This window comes from Providencia sp. PROV048, assembly GCF_033688165.1.
In the GTDB taxonomy this organism is placed as follows: Bacteria; Pseudomonadota; Gammaproteobacteria; order Enterobacterales; family Enterobacteriaceae; genus Providencia; species Providencia hangzhouensis.
The window spans coordinates 3,596,485-3,616,329 of the sequence record NZ_CP096360.1 but is presented as its reverse complement, the minus strand read 5'-3'; the positions used below and the strand labels follow the sequence as shown (position 1 = coordinate 3,616,329).

Here is a 19,845-nt window from a genome sequence, read left to right as displayed (position 1 = left end):
TATTTAGGTATAATAGCCAAAATTAGTTGAGTAAATTAAAAATTATCAGTGAACAGGTAGCTGTAAGCCCGGGACGGTAGCGTGCCAAAATCATGAGATAACCACTTTTAGAGTTCTCATTTTAACAATCAAAATACGATCTGTTACTCCAAGATGAAAATATTAGTTACTGGTGGTGCAGGCTTTATTGGTTCTGCGGTTGTTCGTCATATTATTAATAATACCAATGACGTTATTATTAATGTCGACAAACTAACTTATGCAGGAAATTTAGAGTCGCTTAATAATATAATCCAACTTATAGGATATTAACGTATGAGTAATGAAAATAAGTCTTTTATCTATGGAATTGTTTGCCATAGACGTAATGATTCTTTCGATTGTTTAGTCAGTGAATTACTAAAAAGTGAAAATAGCATAATTATCGTTCATGTTGATAAAAAAGCAGATATAACCGATTTTTCTATATATAGAGGAATGGATAGAATCATATTTGTTACAAATAGAATTGATGTGCGGTGGGGGGGGGTTAGCCAAATTGAAGCAACATTGGAATTAATTAAGTTAGCTGAAAATTATGATTATTCTTACTTTTCTTTGCTATCTGGTGATGATGCATGTGTAAGAAGTGTGCAGAAAATTGAATGTTTTTTAAATAAACATGATGGATATGAATTCTTAGGGCAAGACACAAAAAATAAATTTGAACATAGAGTTAAATATATCCATCCATGGTTTTATTTTAAAAAAGGAAATAATAGAAGTATTATTGATAAAGTTTTAGTGAAAATATGTGACAAAGCCCACTCGATTGGTATTTTAAGGCAAAATATGGATGGGGTTCCTAAATTATATAAAGGTAGTAATTGGTTTACATTAACAAAAAAAGCGATTGAATATATTCTTAATTATATAAAAAACAACCCTAATTATATTAAAGTATATAAAAAAAGTTTTTGTGCTGACGAGGTATTCTTTCACACTATTTTGTTTAACTCAAATTTGAAAGAAAACATATACCTTAATGGGACATACAATTCATTAAGGTATGTAGATTGGAAAACAGGGCCTGATTTTCCACGATTTTTAGATAAAACAGATTTCGAAAAAATAAAAGGTAGCGACGCTCTTTTTGCAAGAAAAATGAGCCATACTCTCACAGATTCAGATATAAGATCATTGATATCTCATTAAATAACTAAATTTGAGCATGTAAAAAATACCCTAATAAATTAGGGTATTGAGATAAACTTCTTAATATTCTAAAAACCTATTGGGATAGGTTCTAAGTTATGCTGTTGTCGAGGGTAATGAATCCACTGACATGTAATCCGCCTAAGAGCCTATCCCAAAAGGAATTATCGTATAATATAATGAATTACGATAATTTCTGAGGGCAACGTATGGCAGGCAACAAGTGGCAAATCAGTGATGAACTCTGGGAGAAAATGGCTCCTCTCATCCCGGAGCATAAAACTCACCATCCTCTGGGTACGCACCGCAAGCGGGTTGATAATCGCGCTGCAATGAACGCCATTTTCTTCGTACTCAAGACGGGTTGCCAGTGGAATGCGCTAAATGCCACCGGTATATGCTCGTCAAGCTCGGCTCATCGCCGATTTCAGGAGTGGCGGGATGCTGGCGTATTTGAACGCTTCTGGCAAAACGGGTTGCTTGCTTGTGAACAGTTGGACGCTATTGACTGGTCGTGGCTGTCGATGGATGGTTGTATGACCAAATCACCGCTGGCAGGCTTAAAAAAACAGGCCGGAACCCAACAGACCGGGGGAAACGGGGCGTAAAGCGCAGTCTGATGACTGACGGGAACGGGCTTCCGCTTGAACTGGTTGTAGCCGGAGCAAATACGCACGACATAAAGCTGGTTGCGGATACGCTCGATGCCCTCCAGACGGGCAGACCATGCAAGAGGCTCCGGTTGTGCATGGACAAAGGGTATGAAGCGGAATGGTTGGGAGCGTGTCTGAAAAGTCGTCGCTATGAACCTCATATCCAGTCACGGAAGGATGAGTCAGAAGCCATTAAAAACACGGATTTTAAGGCTCACCGCTGGGTTGTAGAGAGAACACACAGTTGGATGAATCGCTACCGTCGTGTCCTGACTCGTTGGTAGAAGAAGGTCGAGAATTATGAAGCAATGCTGCATTTTGCCTGTGGTGTCATTGTCTGGTATAAAAACCTATTGGGATAGGTTCTAAGTTGCATAATACCCACCTTTTATCTGTTGTTAACATGGTACGTATAACTCTATATATGAGTATTCATATCTATTTAAAATAAATAGATAAAAAATATTGCTGGATTACTTAACTCTACCTATAATTCAAACTATTTATTTAAGATAAGTTGCTTGTATTGTTTGGTGTGAAAGCGAGTTTTTCGTTGTCTTTAATGGTCTCTGAGGACGGATTTGCTTTGGAATAATTTACTGTTTTACCTTATGAGCCTTGGTTTACGGCTAAGGGCGGTAGCATATCAAAATATCAATAATTCTTTACTTTCTAAATTAGAATTCTTCACCTTACTTATTTGATTTTTAAGAAAAAAGAGTCACAGTGTCAATTGCTTTTGCTTAAATAAAAGAATCATTGAATGAAAATTTACTGGCTATTATGGAATGAAGGTGAATTGTTTTCCCCGCAACAATTTCAACAACAAGTTCAGTTGGAAGCTTTCACAAACCAAGGTGCATCAGGTTTATCTTCTCTTTTTGCCTGGGGGAAAGTTGAACTGGATGAAGCACTTTTATCGTCAGGTTGCTTGCAAGTTCACCAATTACTGGCATGATTGCCAAATTAACTATGCCATTTCACTTATCACTAATTTAAGTTATATCAACTTTATGGAGATCTAAGAGGCCAATCTATATCAGTTGTTAGCTGAAAATAATGAAATATCAAAAGGGTGCGGAACTAAAGTGGGGAGAAGGGATCACAGTAAGATTTATCTGTAACTATATCTTATTTATAGATAGTTTAGTTAACAACTATCTCACTCGAGCTTATTTGGGTATAATAAGCCAAAATTAGTTGAGTAAATTAAGAATTATCAGTGAACAGGTAGCTGTAAGCCCGGGGCGGTAGCGTGCCAGAATCATGAAATAACTACTTTTAGCACTCTGTTTTTTACAATCAAAATACGACTTATTATTCCAAGATGAAAATATTAGTTACTGGTGGTGCAGGCTTTATTGGTTCTGCGGTTGTTCGTCATATTATTAATAATACCAATGACGCTATTATTAATGTCGACAAACTAACTTATGCAGGAAATATAGAGTCGCTTAACTCTGTTTGTGAAAATAATCGCTATACATTTATTCAAGCAGATATTTGTGATGCAAAATTAATTACGGATATATTTAAGCAATATCAACCCGATGCCATAATGCACTTAGCAGCCGAATCACATGTTGACCGTTCTATTGATAGCCCTAGTGAGTTTATCCAAACCAATATCATTGGTACTTACTCATTATTAGAAGCAGCGCGCCAATATTGGAATCAACTCCCAACAGATAAAAAAGCCGCCTTCCGCTTTCACCATATATCCACTGATGAAGTCTATGGCGACCTTGAATCAACAAGAGATCTTTTCACTGAAACAACACCATATGCGCCAAGTAGTCCTTACTCTGCGTCAAAAGCGTCTAGTGATCATTTAGTCAGAGCGTGGCAACGTACCTATGGTTTACCAACCATCGTAACAAACTGCTCTAATAACTATGGTCCATTCCACTACCCTGAAAAACTGATCCCTTTAATCATCTTAAATGCATTAGAAGGAAAAGCTCTGCCTGTTTACGGTAACGGACAACAGATCAGAGATTGGTTATATGTAGAAGACCATGCACGAGCACTCTATAAAGTCGTTACTGAAGGTAAGATTGGTGAAACCTATAATATTGGCGGTCATAATGAAAAAGCCAACATTGATGTGGTAAAAACAATTTGTAGCATCCTTGAAGAACTCGTACCAAACAAACCGAATAATATTGAGAATTATAGTGACCTGATTACTTATGTGACTGATAGGCCAGGCCACGACTTACGTTATGCCATTGATGCTACAAAAATTAAAAATGAACTGAACTGGGTACCGGACGAAACATTTGAAACGGGTCTACGTAAAACGGTTGAATGGTATTTAAAGAACTCAAAATGGTGTGAGTCAGTTCAAAATAATAAATATAATAGAGAAAGACTAGGGGCTTAAAAGTGAAAGGCATTATTTTAGCGGGGGGTTCTGGTACAAGATTATATCCAATCACGATGGGAGTTTCTAAGCAATTACTTCCTATCTATGATAAACCAATGATTTATTATCCGCTTTCAGTACTTATGTTAGCGGGGATCCGCGAAATACTTATTATTACAACCCCTGAAGATCAAAGCAGCTTCGAACGTTTATTAGGTGACGGTTCTCAGTTTGGTATCTCACTACAATATGCGATCCAACCAAAACCTGAAGGATTAGCACAAGCTTTTATTATCGGCGAAGAGTTTATTGGCTCGGATAGTGTGTGTTTGGTTCTGGGGGATAATATTTTTTACGGGCAATCATTTACCCCAAAACTAAAAGAAGCCGCAACACGTCAAAAAGGTGCGACTGTTTTTGGTTATCAAGTAAAAGATCCTGAAAGATTTGGTGTCGTAGAGTTTGACAATAATAAAAAGGTTATATCTATTGAAGAAAAACCTAAAAAACCAAAATCGACCTTTGCGGTAACTGGCTTATATTTTTATGATAATCAAGTTGTTGAACTAGCGAAACAAGTTCAACCATCTCATCGTGGAGAACTTGAAATCACAACGCTAAATGAAATGTATTTAAAACAAAATGAATTAAATGTTGAAATGCTTGGTCGTGGTTTTGCTTGGTTAGATACTGGAACCTATGAAAGCTTACTTGAAGCAGCCCAGTTCGTAGAAACTATAGAGAAAAGGCAAGGTTATAAAGTCGCTTGCTTAGAAGAAATTGCATATAACAATAAATGGCTAACACGAGAAGATTTGTTCACTAGAGCAGAATTAATGGCTAAGAATAGCTATGGCGAATATTTACTATCATTATTGAAATAATAGTATGAGCCATAATTTAAAACAAAAAATCACTTCGAGTCTTAAGTGGAGTGCGATTGAACGGTTAGCGACTCAACTCGTTCAATTAATAGTCATGTTAGTTCTCGCTCGCATACTTGGCCCTCACGCCTTCGGGCTTATAGGTATGTTGGCTGTTTTTATTGCCGTTAGCCAAGTATTTGTAGATAGTGGATTGAGTTCTGCATTAATTAGAAAGCTTGACCGCTCAGAACTCGATTATTCAACTGCATTCTACTTTAATATTGGAATTGCTTTAGTCTGCTATACCCTTCTGTACTTTTGTGCTCCTTATATTGCCAGTTTCTATAATCAACCTGAATTAACCTCTTTAACCCGTATATTAGCACTAGTAGTGATAATTAATTCCTTTGGTATTATCCAACGAACAAAATTATCCATAAAGATGGATTTTAAAACTCAAGCGAAGGCCTCGTTGATAGCAGTTACTATAAGCAGTCTAGTAGCGTTTTATTTAGCATATTATAACTTCGGTGTTTGGTCACTAGTAGCACAAACGTTGGTATACGCAGCTTTCAATGTTATTTTTCTGAATATATTCCATCGATGGTTACCAAGATTAAATTTTAGCCTAGAATCCTTCGGGCACCTCTTTGGTTTTGGTTCAAAACTAATGCTATCTGCTCTTATTGACAGTATTTATCAAAATATTTATCAGATAGTCATTGGTAAAAAATTTAATGTATTAGATGTCGGATATTTTACCCAAGCTAATCAACTGATAAAAACTCCAGCTACAACCATGACTGCTATTATACAAAGAGTCACTTACCCAATGTTAAGTAGTATTCAAAATGATGAAAACCGATTGAATGCTGCGTACTTACTAACATTACGATTGTCCGCTGTAGTTATCTTTCCGATATTATTTGGACTAGGGACAATAGCTGACCCCCTGATTCCTGAATTATTAGGTATCGAATGGAAACCGGCTGCTCTACTCGCTAGTATATTAGCAATGGGATTTCTGCTTTACCCTATTCATGCAATAAATCTAAATTATCTACAAGTGAAAGGTAGGTCAGATCTTTTTCTAAAGTTAGAAGTTATCAAAAAAGTGATCATTACGATTATTCTAATAATTACCATCCCTTATGGCATTAATGCTATTTGTATCGGAATTGTCATTCAATCCTATATAGCTTTATTTATCAATACATACTATAACGGTAAGATTGGGAATTTATCAGGGATAATACAATTAAAAGCTTTGTTACCTATATGGCTAATAGCAATTGCAGCATGCTCAATTGCTTGGCTTATAACCCATTTAGTGACACTGTCAACATGGCTTTCTATTATAATGACAATTACTATTGCTATAGCCATATATATCATCAGCATACGTTTATTGCAAAAAGATTTATACCAATACCTTATCTTAAATATTTTGCCAAAGAAATTAATAAAAAATCATGAATAATATCACTGTAACGTCTCCGTTATTACCACCATTAGAAGAGTTAACTCCATATTTAGAAGATATCTGGTCAAGAAAATGGCTAACCAATAATGGGTACTATCATCAACTACTCGAAAAAGAACTATGTAATTATCTCAAAGTTGATTATATCTCACTATTTTCAAATGGCACATTAGCTTTAATCACCGCATTACAATCTTTAGAACTAAAAGGTGAGGTTATTACAACACCTTATAGTTTTGTGGCAACTAGCCATGCAATTCTACTTAACAACTTAAAACCAGTTTTTGTTGATATCGACCCAAATACTTTTAATATCGATCCTAAAAAAATAGAAGAAGCAATTACTGAAAATACGTCAGCAATATTACCGGTTCACGTCTATGGTAACCCTTGTGATCATGATGCTATTCAAGAAATTGCTGATAAGCATGGACTAAAAGTAATCTATGATGCAGCACATGCATTTGGCGTAACTAAAAATGGCCTATCTATCCTTAACTGGGGCGACCTATCAATCTTGAGTTTCCACGCAACTAAAGCTTACTCAACAATTGAAGGTGGTGCTATTATTTGTCATACCAAAGAAATGAAAGAAAAATTAGATAGATTAAAAAACTTTGGTTATGAATCAGAAACAGAAATATCAATGCTAGGTTCAAATGCAAAAATGAATGAAGTTCAGGCCGCATTTGGTTTAGCGACACTAAAACATATTGATAATGCTATTAATATAAGAAATAATATTGCTAATTTATATCGAGAAAAAATTAGCGCTATCAAAGGATTAACTTACTTATCACATGTTGAGGGTGTTAATTTTAATGACTCCTATTTCCCAATATTTATTAATGAAAATGAATTTGGAATGAGCAGAGATCAACTTTACTTCAAGTTGAGAGAAAATAATATTTTATCTCGAAGGTACTTTTATCCTTTAATTACAGATTTTGATTTTTATAAAGAAAACCCACATATTATAAAACATGACTTGAGTATATCTAAAGCTGTATCAGATAATGTAATCTGTCTGCCAATACATCATTCAATTACTACAGAAGATATAAATCTAATATTAAAACAACTTGAAGTGGTTATAGACTAATGATTTTAGCAGTGATGCAACCCTATTTATTTCCATATCTTGGCTATTATCAACTAGCATATCATAGTGATATGTTTATCTTTTATGATGACGTTAATTATATAAAAGGTGGCTACATAAATAGAAATAATATTTTAACAAAAAATGGAAAACAATTATTCACAATCCCTATAAACCATGCATCTAGCTTTAAGAAAATTAATGAACTTGAATTTTCTAATAATATTAAAAAAGTATTAACGACTATACAACAAGCCTACTCCAAAGCTCCGAATTTTTATGAAGTTTACTCGATGATAGAAAAAATATTATCATCTAATAACAGAAACGTTGCTAAAATAGCATCTAATTCAATTATAGAAGTATTTGATTATTTAAACTTGCCATTTGAATATGAATTTTCCTCAAATATTGACTATGACAGAGAATTAGATGCTAAAAATAAACTTTATTCTTTTTGCAAATTATATAACGCACAGATGTATACAAATACTTCTGGTGGTAAACATTTATATAGTAAGGATGAATTTAAAGCTAAAAATATAGAGTTAAACTTTATAGAAATGAGTGATGTTTCCTACACTCAATTTAATAGTGATAATTTTGAAAGTAACTTATCAATTATCGATTTATTAATGAATATAGATAAAGAACAGATTATTAAGTTATTAGGAGTATATCATGTCAGCTAAAAACAAAAAAATATTAATTATAGGAGCATCTGGTAGCTTAGGCGAAGGAATTTGTAACGAAATTTATTCAAACTACTCAGTAACAGGTACATATTTAAATAATAAAAAAAATTCCGAAAAAATCACATATATACAATTAGATATAACTCAAGAAAATGATTTCAATAAACTTGATACTGACTACGACTGTATTATTCTTATTGCTGGAGCAATGCCCGCAACAATGCAAGGATATCATCCCAATAAATATTTCGACGTGAATATATATGGCACGACTAATGTATTAGAATTTTGTCGTAAAAATAATATCAAAAAACTAATTTATATAATGACTTTTTCAGATCGCTTTAACAATTTTTATAATGGAGTTCCAATTCAAGCTGATGCACCCGCTACACTTAATTATACTGGAGATCATGCCGTCTATGCTATATCTAAAGTCACTGCATGTGAAATGATAGAGCATTACCATCAACAATATGGATTGCAAACTATTATTTTTAGGATCCCGACAGTATATTGCTATGATGAAAAAGTAGATTACTATGTTGATGGTGAATTAAAAACAAAAGCTTACATAAAAATGATTAGAAATATAATTCATCATAATGAAATAGAAATTTGGGGTGATAAAAATAATTCTAAAGATATGCCTTACATAAAAGATTTTGCTCGCTTAATTTCTTTAGCTATAGATAACCCTAAAGCACAAGGCATTTATAATGCAGGAACGGGTAATCCTGTATCTTTAGAAGAACTTGTGAGGGCTATGATCAAGGTATTTTCTAAGGATGGAAAAACTAAAATAATCTATAAAGAGAACAATTCATCACAACCTAATTTTACTTTCGATATGACAAAAACTACAGCAGATTTCTCGTATCTACCAGAATATAATGTTGAGAGAATGCTAGAAGATATTAAAAATAATTTATCAGAAGAATTACTTTATGGAAAAAATTAATAAATTAATCTGCCCAAAAACAGAAGATGAAATAAAATCATATTGGAAATATACTGATAAAGTTTATATTAGTTGTGTTTGTATTGCTTATAATCATGAGAATTATATAAGAGATGCACTTGATTCAATATTGGCACAAAAAACAGAGTATCGTTTTGAATTGATCATTCACGATGATAAATCAACAGATAATACACGAGAAATAATTTTAGAATATAAAGAAAAGTTTCCCAATATTATAAAATTAATACTACAGGAAGAAAATCAGTATTCTAAATGCCCAAGAATTATTCCTTTAACGGTACCTTATTTAGATGGTAATTATGTAACTATATGTGAAGGTGATGATTTTTGGATCGATGAAAATAAAATAAATTTACAGTATTCAGCATTAACAGAAAATAATAATATTGATATATGCTTTACCTCGGCTTTAACTTTAGATCCTCATGGTAATACTGCAAAAATATCTTATTTTGATGATAGAAATAAAAAATATTTTGATTTAAACCATGTAATAAAAGGGGGGGGTGGGTTTATGCCAACAGCTTCTATTATGGTCAATAAAAAAATACTAACCGAGTTACCTAAATGGTATTTTGATGCTCCAGTTGGAGACTATTTTTTACAAATATTCTCATCAATATCAAATGGAGCTATTTATATCCCTAGTATAAGTTGTGTTTATAGAATAAATGCCATTAATTCTTGGAGTAATCAACGAAAAAATTTAAATAAAGTAGCGATACTTAATGAAGCTAACATGTATGAGAAATGTTTATATGAGTTACTCAAATATGGGGTATCTTCCGAAACCATAAACTATGCTATTGCCCAACAATATATCACACTCTCATTGCTTCTTATTTATAAAAATAATTTTTCTGAAGCTAAGCGTTTTATTCTAAAATCATGGAAGTTAGCCCCAAAAATCAATAAAAAACAAATCATAATTTACTATTTTAGAAATATACTCCCGTTATTAAAAATGATTCTGTCTATAAAAAATTATCCAGTATTTAAAAGTCATCATTGTTTAAAAATGAAAAATCTCTGCTTTCATTCACTTATGAAGAAAAATTAAAATGATATTTCCAGCGATATATCCATTAGTTCTTATGTTTATACTCATCCCGATAGGAATCCTAGGCAAGGAGATACGGTTAGTATCATTATTTATTATTTTTTTAGGCCTTTTTTTAGCTTTAGCTTTTCAAGATGGGGTAGGAACTGATTATTACTCTTATATAGCCTTGTATGATGGAGTCATCGAGTTTGATATATCTAACGGTATCGGTTTTAAATACTTGCTAGATATAATGAATATGGCAGGCTTAAATCACGATTATCTTTTTATAGTAATTTCTCTTATCCAAGTTACTATGCTGATTAAAATATTTAACATTACGCAAAAAATATACAGCCGTAATGAAATGATATTTTTTATTAGCCTTACTATTATTATGATTTATATTTCGATGTTTAATATATTGCGTGCATCTGTTGGTTCTTTATTTTTTGCTTATGCACTTCTTAAAATAATAATAGATAACAATATAAAAAAATTCTTACTTTATAATTTTCTTGCTATTTTATTTCATCCTACATTTATATTATTCTTAATCATACCATTCATCCTTAAATATTTTGATAGAAAAAAACCATTTTTGTTTTTTTTTATGATGGTTATTTCTTTTATTCTCTTAAAATTAAATTTCGTACAAAACATCGCACTATTAGCATATGAATTATTACCTGACTGGGTACCATATAAATTTTATTTAGTATCTGTAGATATGAAAAACTATACAAATGATGGGATTGGTATAGCCACCTTAATCAGATTGTTAATTTTAATGTTGTCAATATATTTTTATAGCCGAGAAACAGACATTACTAAAATTAAAATCTATAATTTTGGTTACCTAGTTGCTTGTATGTGGTTTTTATTTTCTGAAACTCCAATTTTTTTCAGAATTGTAAGTGCATTATATATATTTCAATCATTCTTATTTTTTCTAGTTATAATTAATACTCTAAAAAAAAGATTCGCTTACTGTGGTTTAGTAATTCTATTATTTTTAATTTCTGAGTTTTATATCTCACTATACCGAACTTACCTTTTTAATGGACTCATTTAAATGAAAAGTAATGATATTGATGTTGTTATTTACTGGGTTGATTGCGATGATAAAGAATGGCTATCTGAATATTCAAAGTATAAAAAAAAACCGCCTAATAGATTTCGTGATTTAGATATTTTGAAATTCATATTCAGAGGTATAGAGAAATTTATGCCCTGGATAAGAAACGTTCACTTTATTACTTGTGGCCATACTCCTTCTTGGTTAAATATTAAAAATGAAAAATTAAAATTTCACACACATAAAGACATTTTTTACTTCCAAGACGCATTGCCTGTTTTTAATTCATCTGCTATTGAAGCTAATTTCGCTAATATTCCAAACCTTTCAGAAAAATTCATATTATTTAATGATGACACGCTTATATTAAAGCCTATATCTGTAGAGCGTTTTTTTATTCATGACAAACCTGTAGATTACATTTCTTTATCATATAAAAGAAAGGGTTTTTTTTATGAGTATTTTAAACCACAGAATGCAAATGCATGTAAGTTCATTAATAATGCATATAATTATATAGATAATAAAAAGACTAAAAATATTAAATTTAGCAATCGAATCAATAAAAATTACACTTTAAAAACGAATTTGAACAATTTATTATTTTCCTTGTTCAGTGACATTATGTGGTTCAATATCTATCATCATCCTCAAGCTCACTTAAAATCCACATGGCTAACTTTTAGTGAAAAAGAAAAAAACACGATAATTAAAGAAACTTCTTTTTCTAAATTTAGAAGCAGCACTGATATAAATCAATATTTATATCGTTTTATAAATTTAAGTAGCAATAATTTTTACCCTAAAGAATACAAAGATCACCTATCTGTATACGTAAAAAACATAAAAAAACTACAAAAAAACATTGACAATTATTTAAGTTATACTTTTTTATGTATATGTGAAGATGAAAATATGTCCAACCATGATTTCAATTTTCTTAAAAAGATATTAAACGAAAATCTAACTAGCATCTTTCCTATTAAATCTAATTTTGAGATTTAATAAAAAATAAATTAAGGTTACAAGAGGTTATATGTTTGATAATAAAACATTATTAATTACTGGTGGTACAGGTTCATTTGGAAATGCAGTATTGCATCGGTTCTTAAAAACAAATATAGAAGAAATACGTATTTTTTCTCGTGATGAAAAAAAGCAAGATGACATGCGTAAATACTTTCAATCAGACAAACTTAAATTTTATATTGGTGATGTAAGAGACCTACAGAGTGTATCTAATGCCATGCGCGGAGTTGACTATGTTTACCATGCTGCGGCTCTAAAACAAGTACCATCTTGTGAGTTTTACCCATTAGAGGCGGTGAAAACCAATGTGTTAGGGACAGAAAATGTACTTGAATCTGCTATAAATCATAATGTTGAAAGGGTTGTTTGCCTAAGTACAGATAAAGCTGTTTACCCTATCAATGCGATGGGAATTTCAAAAGCAATGATGGAAAAGGTGATTGTAGCTAAGAGCCGTAATCTTGAAAATACAAAAACTACTATTTGTGGTACACGATATGGAAATGTTATGGCATCTAGAGGTTCTGTCATTCCATTATTTATCCGCCAAGTAGTAAACGGAGTTCCAATTACAATTACAGATCCCAACATGACAAGATTTATGATGACGTTAGATGATGCGGTCGATCTAGTTTTACATGCATTTAAAAATGGTTCAAATGGCGATATTTTTGTACAGAAAGCCCCAGCTGCTACTATCGAAGTCCTAGTTAAATCTATATTAGATATCATGGGTAAACCGGAACACCCAGTGAATATAATCGGTACTCGTCATGGTGAAAAACAATATGAGGCATTATGCAGCAGAGAAGAAATGTTTGTAGCACAAGATCAAGGTAATTATTACCGAGTACCAGCAGATAATCGAGACCTAAATTATTCAAAATATTTTGAAGAAGGCCAAAAAGATCTTTCTTCTGTTGTAGATTATAATTCTCATAATACAGAGCGTCTAGATGTAGAAGGAATGAAACAGCTTCTACGCAAACTTGATTTTATAAAAGAAATAGAATCAGGAAATATTGTTGTTCCGGAAGGAGTTTAGCTATGAAGGTTCTTGTAATTGGCGCAACAGGAATGCTTGGCTATAGTTTATTTTCTAATCTAAGTGACTATAAACACTTAGATGTTTTTGGTACAGTTCGTTCAATTAAAAAAAAAGAAGTATTTTTTAAGAATAGAATAAGTAAGTTATTCACTAACATTAATATTAATGATACTTCTAGTATAGAAAGAATAATCAATTATCTTAAGCCTGATATAGTATTAAATTGTATTGGGCTTATAAAACAACATGATATTTCTAAACAACATATATCTGCAATTACAGTTAATGCATTGTTTCCGCACCAACTAGCTAATATATGTGATAATAATGGTTCGAAGCTAATTCACTTTTCAACAGATTGTGTGTTTGATGGCACGATAGGTAATTATAAAGAAAATGACTTGCCTACAGCTACAGACTTATATGGAAAATCAAAATGCCTCGGAGAAGTTAATTATGGAAGACATATAACACTACGGACATCTATAATTGGTCATGAACTATCAACATCTGTTAGTCTGATTGATTGGTTTTTAAGCCAAGAAAAATGCGTAGATGGTTTTTCAAAAGCTATTTTTTCTGGCTTGCCTACTTGTTATATTGCCAAAATTCTCGCTGAGCTGATTTTTACAAACCCTAAACTAAAAGGTATGTACCATTTATCTGTAGATCCTATAGATAAATTTTCTTTACTTACGTTAGTGGCTGAGAGTTATAAAAAAAGAATCACAATTAACAATAATACTAGTTTTAGTATAAATCGTTCACTAAACTCAACTAATTTTAGAAATCTAACGGGTTTTGTACCACCTAAGTGGCATGAACTAGTTGAATATATGCATAACGATTATATCAAGAGATACATATTATGAAAAAAATAAAAATTGTAACCATTGTTGGAACAAGACCTGAAATCATTCGCTTATCTCGTATTATTTCAAAATTAGATAACCACTGTGAACATATATTAGTACATACTGGTCAAAACTATGATTATGAGCTCAATCAAATCTTTTTTGATGACCTAGGAATTCGCTCCCCTAATTATTTCCTCGAGTGTGCTGGAGCCAGTCCCGCTGAAACAATGGCTCAGGTTATTAGTAAATCTGATAAGTTATTTGAAAGTATAGAACCAGAAGCAGTTCTGATTCTTGGAGATACAAATAGCGCATTGGCTGCAATTTCAGCTAAACGTAAAAAGATACCAATATTTCATATGGAAGCAGGTAACCGCTGCTTTGACCTTCGAGTACCGGAAGAAATTAACAGAAAAATTGTTGACCATATTTCTGATGTCAATATGCCTTATAGTGACATCGCTCGTAATTATTTATTAAGAGAAGGTATATCCCCTGATTTTATTGTTAAAACTGGTAGTCCAATGGATGAAGTTTTAACATTTTATCATGATAAAATTCAAAATTCGGATATATTAGATCGATTATCTCTTACCTCTGGTAGTTATTTTGTTGTTAGTGTTCACAGAGAAGAAAATGTTGATTCAGAAAAAAACATTCATTCTTACGTAGAAGCCCTAAATATAATAGCAAATAAGTATAATCTACCTGTTATCGTTTCTACTCATCCTAGGACACGCAAAAAAATTGAGGCTCTAAATCTTAAGTTTGATAATAGAATAAATTTAATAAAACCTCTTGGCTTTAGTGATTACGTCTGCTTACAGAAAGAAGCCAAAGTTGTATTGAGTGATAGCGGAACAATAACAGAGGAATCATCAATTTTAAACTTTCCAGCAGTTAATATTCGCGAGGCTCAAGAGAGGCCAGAAGGCTTCGAGGAAGGTGCTGTAATGTTCACAGGAATGAATATTATACGTATTCTACAGGCTATTGAAATATTAGACACACAACCAAAGGGAAATAATAGACTAATTAATAAAGTTCAAGACTATATTGCTCCAAATGTTTCTGATAAAGTTCTCCGTATTATATTAAGTTATATTGATTACGTAAATAGAGTAATTTGGAAAAAAATTTAATGCACTTAGCCTTAATTATTGATGATTACTTGCCCCATAGTACACGAGTTGGGGCAAAAATGTTTCATGATCTCGCTTGTTATTATATTTCATTAGGCCATCAAGTTACTGTAATCACACCAGTAGAAAACCAAAAAGAAAAACTAGTTCAATGTCAAATAGATTCTGTTAATGTTTGGTACTTTTCAAGCGGCCCCATAAAAGATACTCATAAAATCAAGAGAGCAATCAATGAAACTCTACTTTCATTTCGTGCATGGTCAGCTATATCATCAAAAGTAAAACCAAAAACTTTTGATGGTATAATTTATTATTCCCCATCAATCTTTTTTGGGCCTCTAGTATCTAAAATTAAGGCTCGTTGTAAATGTAATGCCTACCTTGTATTACGAGATCTTTTTCCACAATGGGTAATTGATGCAGGAATGATCAAGCAAGGCTCTATGATTGATAAATATTTTAGTTTTTTTGAACGATATTCATATGAACAAGCTGATATTATTGGTTTGATGTCTGAAAAAAATAAACAAAATTTTGACAATAAAACAAATAATATTTATTCCACAGTCATTCTAAGAAATTGGGCGGCATTGGTACCTTATAAATTGGCTTCATGTCAAACCAGTCTCCGAAGTAGATTTAACCTAAAAGATAAAATAATATACTTTTATGGTGGTAACATCGGACATGCTCAAGATATGGCAAATCTAATGCGCTTAGTAAAATCTATGGCTGATTATGAACAAGCTCACTTTTTATTTGTTGGGCAAGGTGATGAAGTAAGTTTAATTAATCAATTAGCTAAAGATTGGCATCTAAAAAATTTTACTTACTTACCTTCTGTAAATCAGGTTGAATTTAAAAATATTCTTGCGGATATTGATATCGGTCTTTTCTCTTTATCAGCTAAGCATACTGCCCACAACTTCCCAGGGAAATTATTAGGCTATATGGTTCAATCAATTCCAATTCTAGGTAGTGTCAATATTGGTAATGACTTACTTGAAATTGTAAATAGTCATAATGCAGGCTTAATAACCGTAAATGGTGATGATGAACAATTATTAAAGAATGCATTATTACTTTATCAAGATACAAAGTTAAGAGCTAAAGTTGGTCGTAACGCTTTTTCTCTACTTGAGAGTGAATTCTCTGTTCAATCTGCAGGAGATTCTATTATTAAACGGCTAAAAGATATAGAATGAAAATATATAATAATGAATATCTATCTTCTCTAATTGAAAACGCTAAAAATTCTCAAATAAAAAGAGCTCATCTAAATTTACATACTAGTTATGATGAAAAAGTTCAAAGATTATTTATAGCGTTAACAAAAGGTAGTTATGTTAGCCCCCATTATCATGCTCTTCGACATCAATGGGAAATGTTTGTTGTAATCAGTGGAATACTTAAGGTTTTACATTACAACTCAAAAGGTATAGTTTGTTCTGAGATATTGGTTGGAGATAATCAACCAACTAAAGTCATAGAATTTTCTCCATATGATATCCATAGTGTTGAATGTATTTCAGATGCGGCTTTGATGTTAGAGATTAAAGAAGGCCCTTATATAGAAGCTTCATCTAAGGTATTAGTGAAAATAGAAAAATGAATTTACGATAAATCAACTAGTGTATAATTTATTTACTTAGAACCTATCCCAAAAGGAATTGTCAGATAATACATAATGATAATTTCTGAGGGCAAAGCATGGTGGGCAACAAGTGGCAAATCAGTGATGAACTCTGGGAGAAAATGGCTCCTCTCATCCCGGAGCATAGAACTCAACACCCGCTGGGTACGTACTGCAAGCGGGTTGATAATCGCGCTGCAATGAACGCCATCTTCTTCGTACTCAGGACGGGTTGCCAGTGGAATGCGCTGAATGCCACCGGTATATGCTCGTCAAGCTCTGCTCATCGCCGATTTCAGGAGTGGCGGGATGCTGGCGTATTTGAACGCTTCTGGCAAAACGGGTTGCTTGCCTACGAACAGCTGGACGCTATTGACTGGTCGTGGCTGTCGATGGATGGTTGTATGACCAAATCCCCCCTGGCAGGCTCAAAAAAACAGGCCGGAACCCAACAGACCGGGGGAAACGGGGCGTAAAGCGCAGTCTGATGACTGACGGGAGCGGGCTTCCGCTTGCACTGGTTGTCGCTGGAGCAAATACGCACGACATAAAGCTGGTTGCGGATACGCTCGATGCCCTCCAGACGGGCAGACCGGGCAAGAGGCTCCGGTTGTGCATGGACAAAGGGTATGAAGCGGAATGGTTGGGATCGTATCTGAAAAGTCGTCGCTATGAACCTCATATCCAGTCACGGAAGGATGAGTCAGAAGCCATCAAAAACACGGATTTTAAGGCTCACCGCTGGGTTGTAGAGAGAACACACAGTTGGATGAATCGCTACCGTCGTGTCCTGACTCGTTGGGAGAAGAAGGTCGAGAATTATGAGGCGATGCTGCATTTTGCCTGTGGTATCATTGTCTGGAATAAAATCCTTTTGGGATAGGTTCTTATTTAATATCTATCAGGTCAACAGTTATTAAATATTAGAATAATAATACTACATTTATTCTTAATACTTCTTACTTAACTAAATAAATAGTAGAATTATATTAAACACGTATAAGTGGGATGATGATAGCAATCCATCACTTATACCTTATCTAAACATTTTTTATCATAGGATGCTCTTGTGCTTAGTAAGCGTCTCCCACTTACACTACTCGCAGCCAGCATTTTGCTCACCGGCTGTACCGTTACCCCTGGTGTCTATATGTCTACATCAGGCAAAAATGTCGTCGACACTGGCGATCGTGATATCTCTAAATTTGTGGATATCTATCCGATTTCACCAAAACTGTTAGATGAGATGTACGTGGCTCCAGTGATCGCCAAGCCAAACCCTACACTTGAAAAGCAACTTTCAACTTATGAATATCGTGTGGGTGTGGGTGACGTGTTAACCATCACTGTGTGGGATCACCCTGAATTAACTATTCCAGCGGGTTCTTATCGTAGCGCTGCCGACTCAGGTAACTGGGTTCATTCCAATGGCACCATTTACTACCCTTATATCGGTAACGTGAAAGTTGTTGGTAAAACACTGTCGGAAATCCGTAATTTAGTTAGCAGTAAACTGGCTACCTATATTGAATCACCGCAAGTGGATGTCAGTATTGCGGCATTCCGCTCACAAAAAATCTATGTTTCTGGTGAGGTCGCAAAACCAGGTACATTGCCAATTACCAATATCCCTCTGACCGTTCTGGAAGCCTTTAATAATGCGGGCGGCCTCACCGAAAAAGCCGATTGGGATAACGTCGTGCTGACCCGTAATGGCAATGAAATTAAACTCTCATTGCAATCATTAGTTCAGTATGGCGATATGACCCAAAACTATCTGATGATCCCAGGTGATACACTTTATGTACCACGCAATGACGGGCAAAAAGTATTCGTGATGGGTGAAGTCGGACAGCCAAATACCCTAACTATTGACCGTGCAGGTATGAGTATCACTGAAGCACTGAGTAAAGCCGGGGGTACCGATCAAACAACCGCTAATGCAACTGGTGTGTTTGTTATCCGTCCAATTAAAAACCAAACCTCCGGCGATAAAGAACTTGATGCGTTGCTACCGAAAAAAATGGCAGCGGTATATCAGTTAGATTTATCGGATGCCACGGCAATGGTGATGGGTACAGAGTTTAAACTACAACCATACGATCTGGTCTATGTGACCGCCGCGCCTGTGGTACGTTGGAATCGTCTGATCACTCAATTACTACCAACCATCGCGACCTATAATCAGTTAACTGAAGGTACAAAACGTATTCACGATTGGTAATCGTCATGTTTAATAATATCCTAGTTGTTTGTATGGGTAATATCTGTCGCTCCCCCACAGGGGAGCGTTTATTACAAGCCCATTTCCCCAATAAGAAAGTACACTCCGCTGGCATTATTGCCAAAGACGATCGCCCCGCTTATGACAGTGCCATCCGTATCGCACAACAACATGATCTCTGTTTAGACAATCATCAATCACGACGTTTAACCAGCGAATTATGTAAAGAAGCAGACTTAATCCTAGTGATGGAAAACGATCATATTGATAGGATACATCAACAGTTTCCCGAGACTCGTGGCAAAGTCATGTTATTCGGCCAGTGGCTTAATAAAACTGAGATCCCAGATCCACATAAACGCAGTGATGAAATGTTTGAACATGTTTATCAACTGATGGAAAAAGCCGTTATACAGTGGCAAGGGAAAATTTAATTTTAATTTTGG

At 33.6% G+C, this 19,845-nt stretch carries 19 protein-coding genes and 2 pseudogenes; all 21 read left to right on the top strand.

What is annotated here, in order from left to right; genetic code table 11:
* Positions 1-153: 153 nt before the first annotated feature.
* Positions 154-291, top strand: a pseudogene (locus M1F26_RS16130) (NAD-dependent epimerase/dehydratase family protein); the annotation flags it as partial.
* 24 nt (positions 292-315) lie between these two features.
* Complete coding sequence (locus M1F26_RS16125; RefSeq protein ID WP_318837609.1) at positions 316-1,194, top strand: beta-1,6-N-acetylglucosaminyltransferase; 879 nt, start codon at positions 316-318, stop codon at positions 1,192-1,194.
* 209 nt (positions 1,195-1,403) lie between these two features.
* Positions 1,404-2,209, top strand: a pseudogene (locus tag M1F26_RS16120) (IS5 family transposase).
* A gap of 401 nt (positions 2,210-2,610) precedes the next feature.
* Entirely contained in the window at positions 2,611-2,805 is a 195-nt protein-coding gene (locus M1F26_RS16115) for a hypothetical protein (protein WP_318837608.1), read from the top strand.
* Positions 2,806-3,174: 369 nt separating this feature from the next.
* Positions 3,175-4,233: a dTDP-glucose 4,6-dehydratase gene (gene rfbB, locus M1F26_RS16110; RefSeq protein ID WP_318837607.1), complete on the top strand. Its 1,059-nt coding sequence runs from the start codon at positions 3,175-3,177 to the stop codon at positions 4,231-4,233.
* A 2-nt stretch (positions 4,234-4,235) separates the two neighbouring features.
* Positions 4,236-5,099 (top strand): glucose-1-phosphate thymidylyltransferase RfbA, encoded by an 864-nt coding sequence (gene rfbA / locus M1F26_RS16105; RefSeq protein WP_318837606.1) that lies wholly within the window; start codon positions 4,236-4,238, stop codon positions 5,097-5,099.
* Positions 5,100-5,103: 4 nt separating this feature from the next.
* Positions 5,104-6,561: a lipopolysaccharide biosynthesis protein gene (locus M1F26_RS16100; protein WP_318837605.1), complete on the top strand. Its 1,458-nt coding sequence runs from the start codon at positions 5,104-5,106 to the stop codon at positions 6,559-6,561.
* Positions 6,554-7,666, top strand: a complete 1,113-nt coding sequence (locus M1F26_RS16095) for a DegT/DnrJ/EryC1/StrS family aminotransferase (RefSeq protein ID WP_413242925.1) — start codon at positions 6,554-6,556, stop codon at positions 7,664-7,666. Before M1F26_RS16100 ends, M1F26_RS16095 begins: the two co-directional genes overlap by 8 nt.
* Entirely contained in the window at positions 7,666-8,358 is a 693-nt protein-coding gene (locus M1F26_RS16090; protein ID WP_318837604.1) for a WbqC family protein, read from the top strand. The genes M1F26_RS16095 and M1F26_RS16090 overlap by 1 nt, the downstream gene beginning before the upstream one ends.
* Positions 8,348-9,322 carry an NAD-dependent epimerase/dehydratase family protein gene (locus M1F26_RS16085; protein WP_318837603.1) on the top strand — a complete coding sequence of 325 codons (975 nt, stop codon included), beginning with the start codon at positions 8,348-8,350 and terminating at the stop codon, positions 9,320-9,322. Before M1F26_RS16090 ends, M1F26_RS16085 begins: the two co-directional genes overlap by 11 nt.
* Positions 9,309-10,406: a glycosyltransferase gene (locus M1F26_RS16080; RefSeq protein WP_318837602.1), complete on the top strand. Its 1,098-nt coding sequence runs from the start codon at positions 9,309-9,311 to the stop codon at positions 10,404-10,406. Before M1F26_RS16085 ends, M1F26_RS16080 begins: the two co-directional genes overlap by 14 nt.
* A gap of 1 nt (position 10,407) precedes the next feature.
* Positions 10,408-11,463 carry an EpsG family protein gene (locus tag M1F26_RS16075; RefSeq protein WP_318837601.1) on the top strand — a complete coding sequence of 352 codons (1,056 nt, stop codon included), beginning with the start codon at positions 10,408-10,410 and terminating at the stop codon, positions 11,461-11,463.
* Positions 11,464-12,471, top strand: a complete 1,008-nt coding sequence (locus M1F26_RS16070) for a stealth family protein (RefSeq protein ID WP_263057254.1) — start codon at positions 11,464-11,466, stop codon at positions 12,469-12,471.
* A 31-nt stretch (positions 12,472-12,502) separates the two neighbouring features.
* Positions 12,503-13,540: a nucleoside-diphosphate sugar epimerase/dehydratase gene (locus M1F26_RS16065; protein ID WP_049245913.1), complete on the top strand. Its 1,038-nt coding sequence runs from the start codon at positions 12,503-12,505 to the stop codon at positions 13,538-13,540.
* Between the two features lie 2 nt (positions 13,541-13,542).
* Positions 13,543-14,415, top strand: a complete 873-nt coding sequence (locus M1F26_RS16060; RefSeq protein ID WP_064497182.1) for a dTDP-4-dehydrorhamnose reductase family protein — start codon at positions 13,543-13,545, stop codon at positions 14,413-14,415.
* The gene (wecB, locus tag M1F26_RS16055; RefSeq protein ID WP_064497183.1) at positions 14,412-15,542 is read left to right on the top strand and encodes a non-hydrolyzing UDP-N-acetylglucosamine 2-epimerase; all 1,131 of its coding nucleotides are present in this window, start codon (positions 14,412-14,414) and stop codon (positions 15,540-15,542) included. Before M1F26_RS16060 ends, wecB begins: the two co-directional genes overlap by 4 nt.
* The gene (locus tag M1F26_RS16050; protein ID WP_318837675.1) at positions 15,542-16,747 is read left to right on the top strand and encodes a glycosyltransferase family 4 protein; all 1,206 of its coding nucleotides are present in this window, start codon (positions 15,542-15,544) and stop codon (positions 16,745-16,747) included. The genes wecB and M1F26_RS16050 overlap by 1 nt, the downstream gene beginning before the upstream one ends.
* The gene (locus M1F26_RS16045) at positions 16,744-17,154 is read left to right on the top strand and encodes a WbuC family cupin fold metalloprotein (protein WP_318837600.1); all 411 of its coding nucleotides are present in this window, start codon (positions 16,744-16,746) and stop codon (positions 17,152-17,154) included. The genes M1F26_RS16050 and M1F26_RS16045 overlap by 4 nt, the downstream gene beginning before the upstream one ends.
* 98 nt (positions 17,155-17,252) lie before the next feature.
* Positions 17,253-18,058 (top strand): IS5 family transposase gene (locus M1F26_RS16040; protein WP_318837599.1). Its coding sequence is split into 2 segments (ribosomal slippage): positions 17,253-17,603 and positions 17,606-18,058, totalling 804 coding nucleotides; the frame shifts between segments, so codons are not numbered across the junction.
* A gap of 186 nt (positions 18,059-18,244) precedes the next feature.
* A complete protein-coding gene (locus M1F26_RS16035; protein ID WP_318837598.1) occupies positions 18,245-19,399 on the top strand; it encodes a polysaccharide export protein in 1,155 nt (384 codons plus the stop codon).
* Between the two features lie 5 nt (positions 19,400-19,404).
* Positions 19,405-19,833, top strand: coding sequence for a protein-tyrosine-phosphatase (locus M1F26_RS16030; protein ID WP_014656697.1), 429 nt, complete (start codon positions 19,405-19,407; stop codon positions 19,831-19,833).
* The last annotated feature ends 12 nt before the right edge of the window (positions 19,834-19,845 follow it).

Excerpts from the sequence above, each read along its gene's own strand:
- M1F26_RS16125 (WP_318837609.1), top strand. The coding sequence starts at position 316 with ATGAGTAATGAAAATAAGTCTTTTATCTATGGAATTGTTTGCCATAGA.
- M1F26_RS16115 (WP_318837608.1), top strand. The coding sequence starts at position 2,611 with ATGAAAATTTACTGGCTATTATGGAATGAAGGTGAATTGTTTTCCCCG.
- rfbB (WP_318837607.1), top strand. The coding sequence starts at position 3,175 with ATGAAAATATTAGTTACTGGTGGTGCAGGCTTTATTGGTTCTGCGGTT.
- M1F26_RS16100 (WP_318837605.1), top strand. The coding sequence starts at position 5,104 with ATGAGCCATAATTTAAAACAAAAAATCACTTCGAGTCTTAAGTGGAGT.
- M1F26_RS16095 (WP_413242925.1), top strand. The coding sequence starts at position 6,554 with ATGAATAATATCACTGTAACGTCTCCGTTATTACCACCATTAGAAGAG.
- M1F26_RS16090 (WP_318837604.1), top strand. The coding sequence starts at position 7,666 with ATGATTTTAGCAGTGATGCAACCCTATTTATTTCCATATCTTGGCTAT.
- M1F26_RS16085 (WP_318837603.1), top strand. The coding sequence starts at position 8,348 with ATGTCAGCTAAAAACAAAAAAATATTAATTATAGGAGCATCTGGTAGC.
- M1F26_RS16080 (WP_318837602.1), top strand. The coding sequence starts at position 9,309 with ATGGAAAAAATTAATAAATTAATCTGCCCAAAAACAGAAGATGAAATA.
- M1F26_RS16075 (WP_318837601.1), top strand. The coding sequence starts at position 10,408 with ATGATATTTCCAGCGATATATCCATTAGTTCTTATGTTTATACTCATC.
- M1F26_RS16070 (WP_263057254.1), top strand. The coding sequence starts at position 11,464 with ATGAAAAGTAATGATATTGATGTTGTTATTTACTGGGTTGATTGCGAT.
- M1F26_RS16065 (WP_049245913.1), top strand. The coding sequence starts at position 12,503 with ATGTTTGATAATAAAACATTATTAATTACTGGTGGTACAGGTTCATTT.
- M1F26_RS16060 (WP_064497182.1), top strand. The coding sequence starts at position 13,543 with ATGAAGGTTCTTGTAATTGGCGCAACAGGAATGCTTGGCTATAGTTTA.
- wecB (WP_064497183.1), top strand. The coding sequence starts at position 14,412 with ATGAAAAAAATAAAAATTGTAACCATTGTTGGAACAAGACCTGAAATC.
- M1F26_RS16050 (WP_318837675.1), top strand. The coding sequence starts at position 15,542 with ATGCACTTAGCCTTAATTATTGATGATTACTTGCCCCATAGTACACGA.
- M1F26_RS16045 (WP_318837600.1), top strand. The coding sequence starts at position 16,744 with ATGAAAATATATAATAATGAATATCTATCTTCTCTAATTGAAAACGCT.
- M1F26_RS16030 (WP_014656697.1), top strand. The coding sequence starts at position 19,405 with ATGTTTAATAATATCCTAGTTGTTTGTATGGGTAATATCTGTCGCTCC.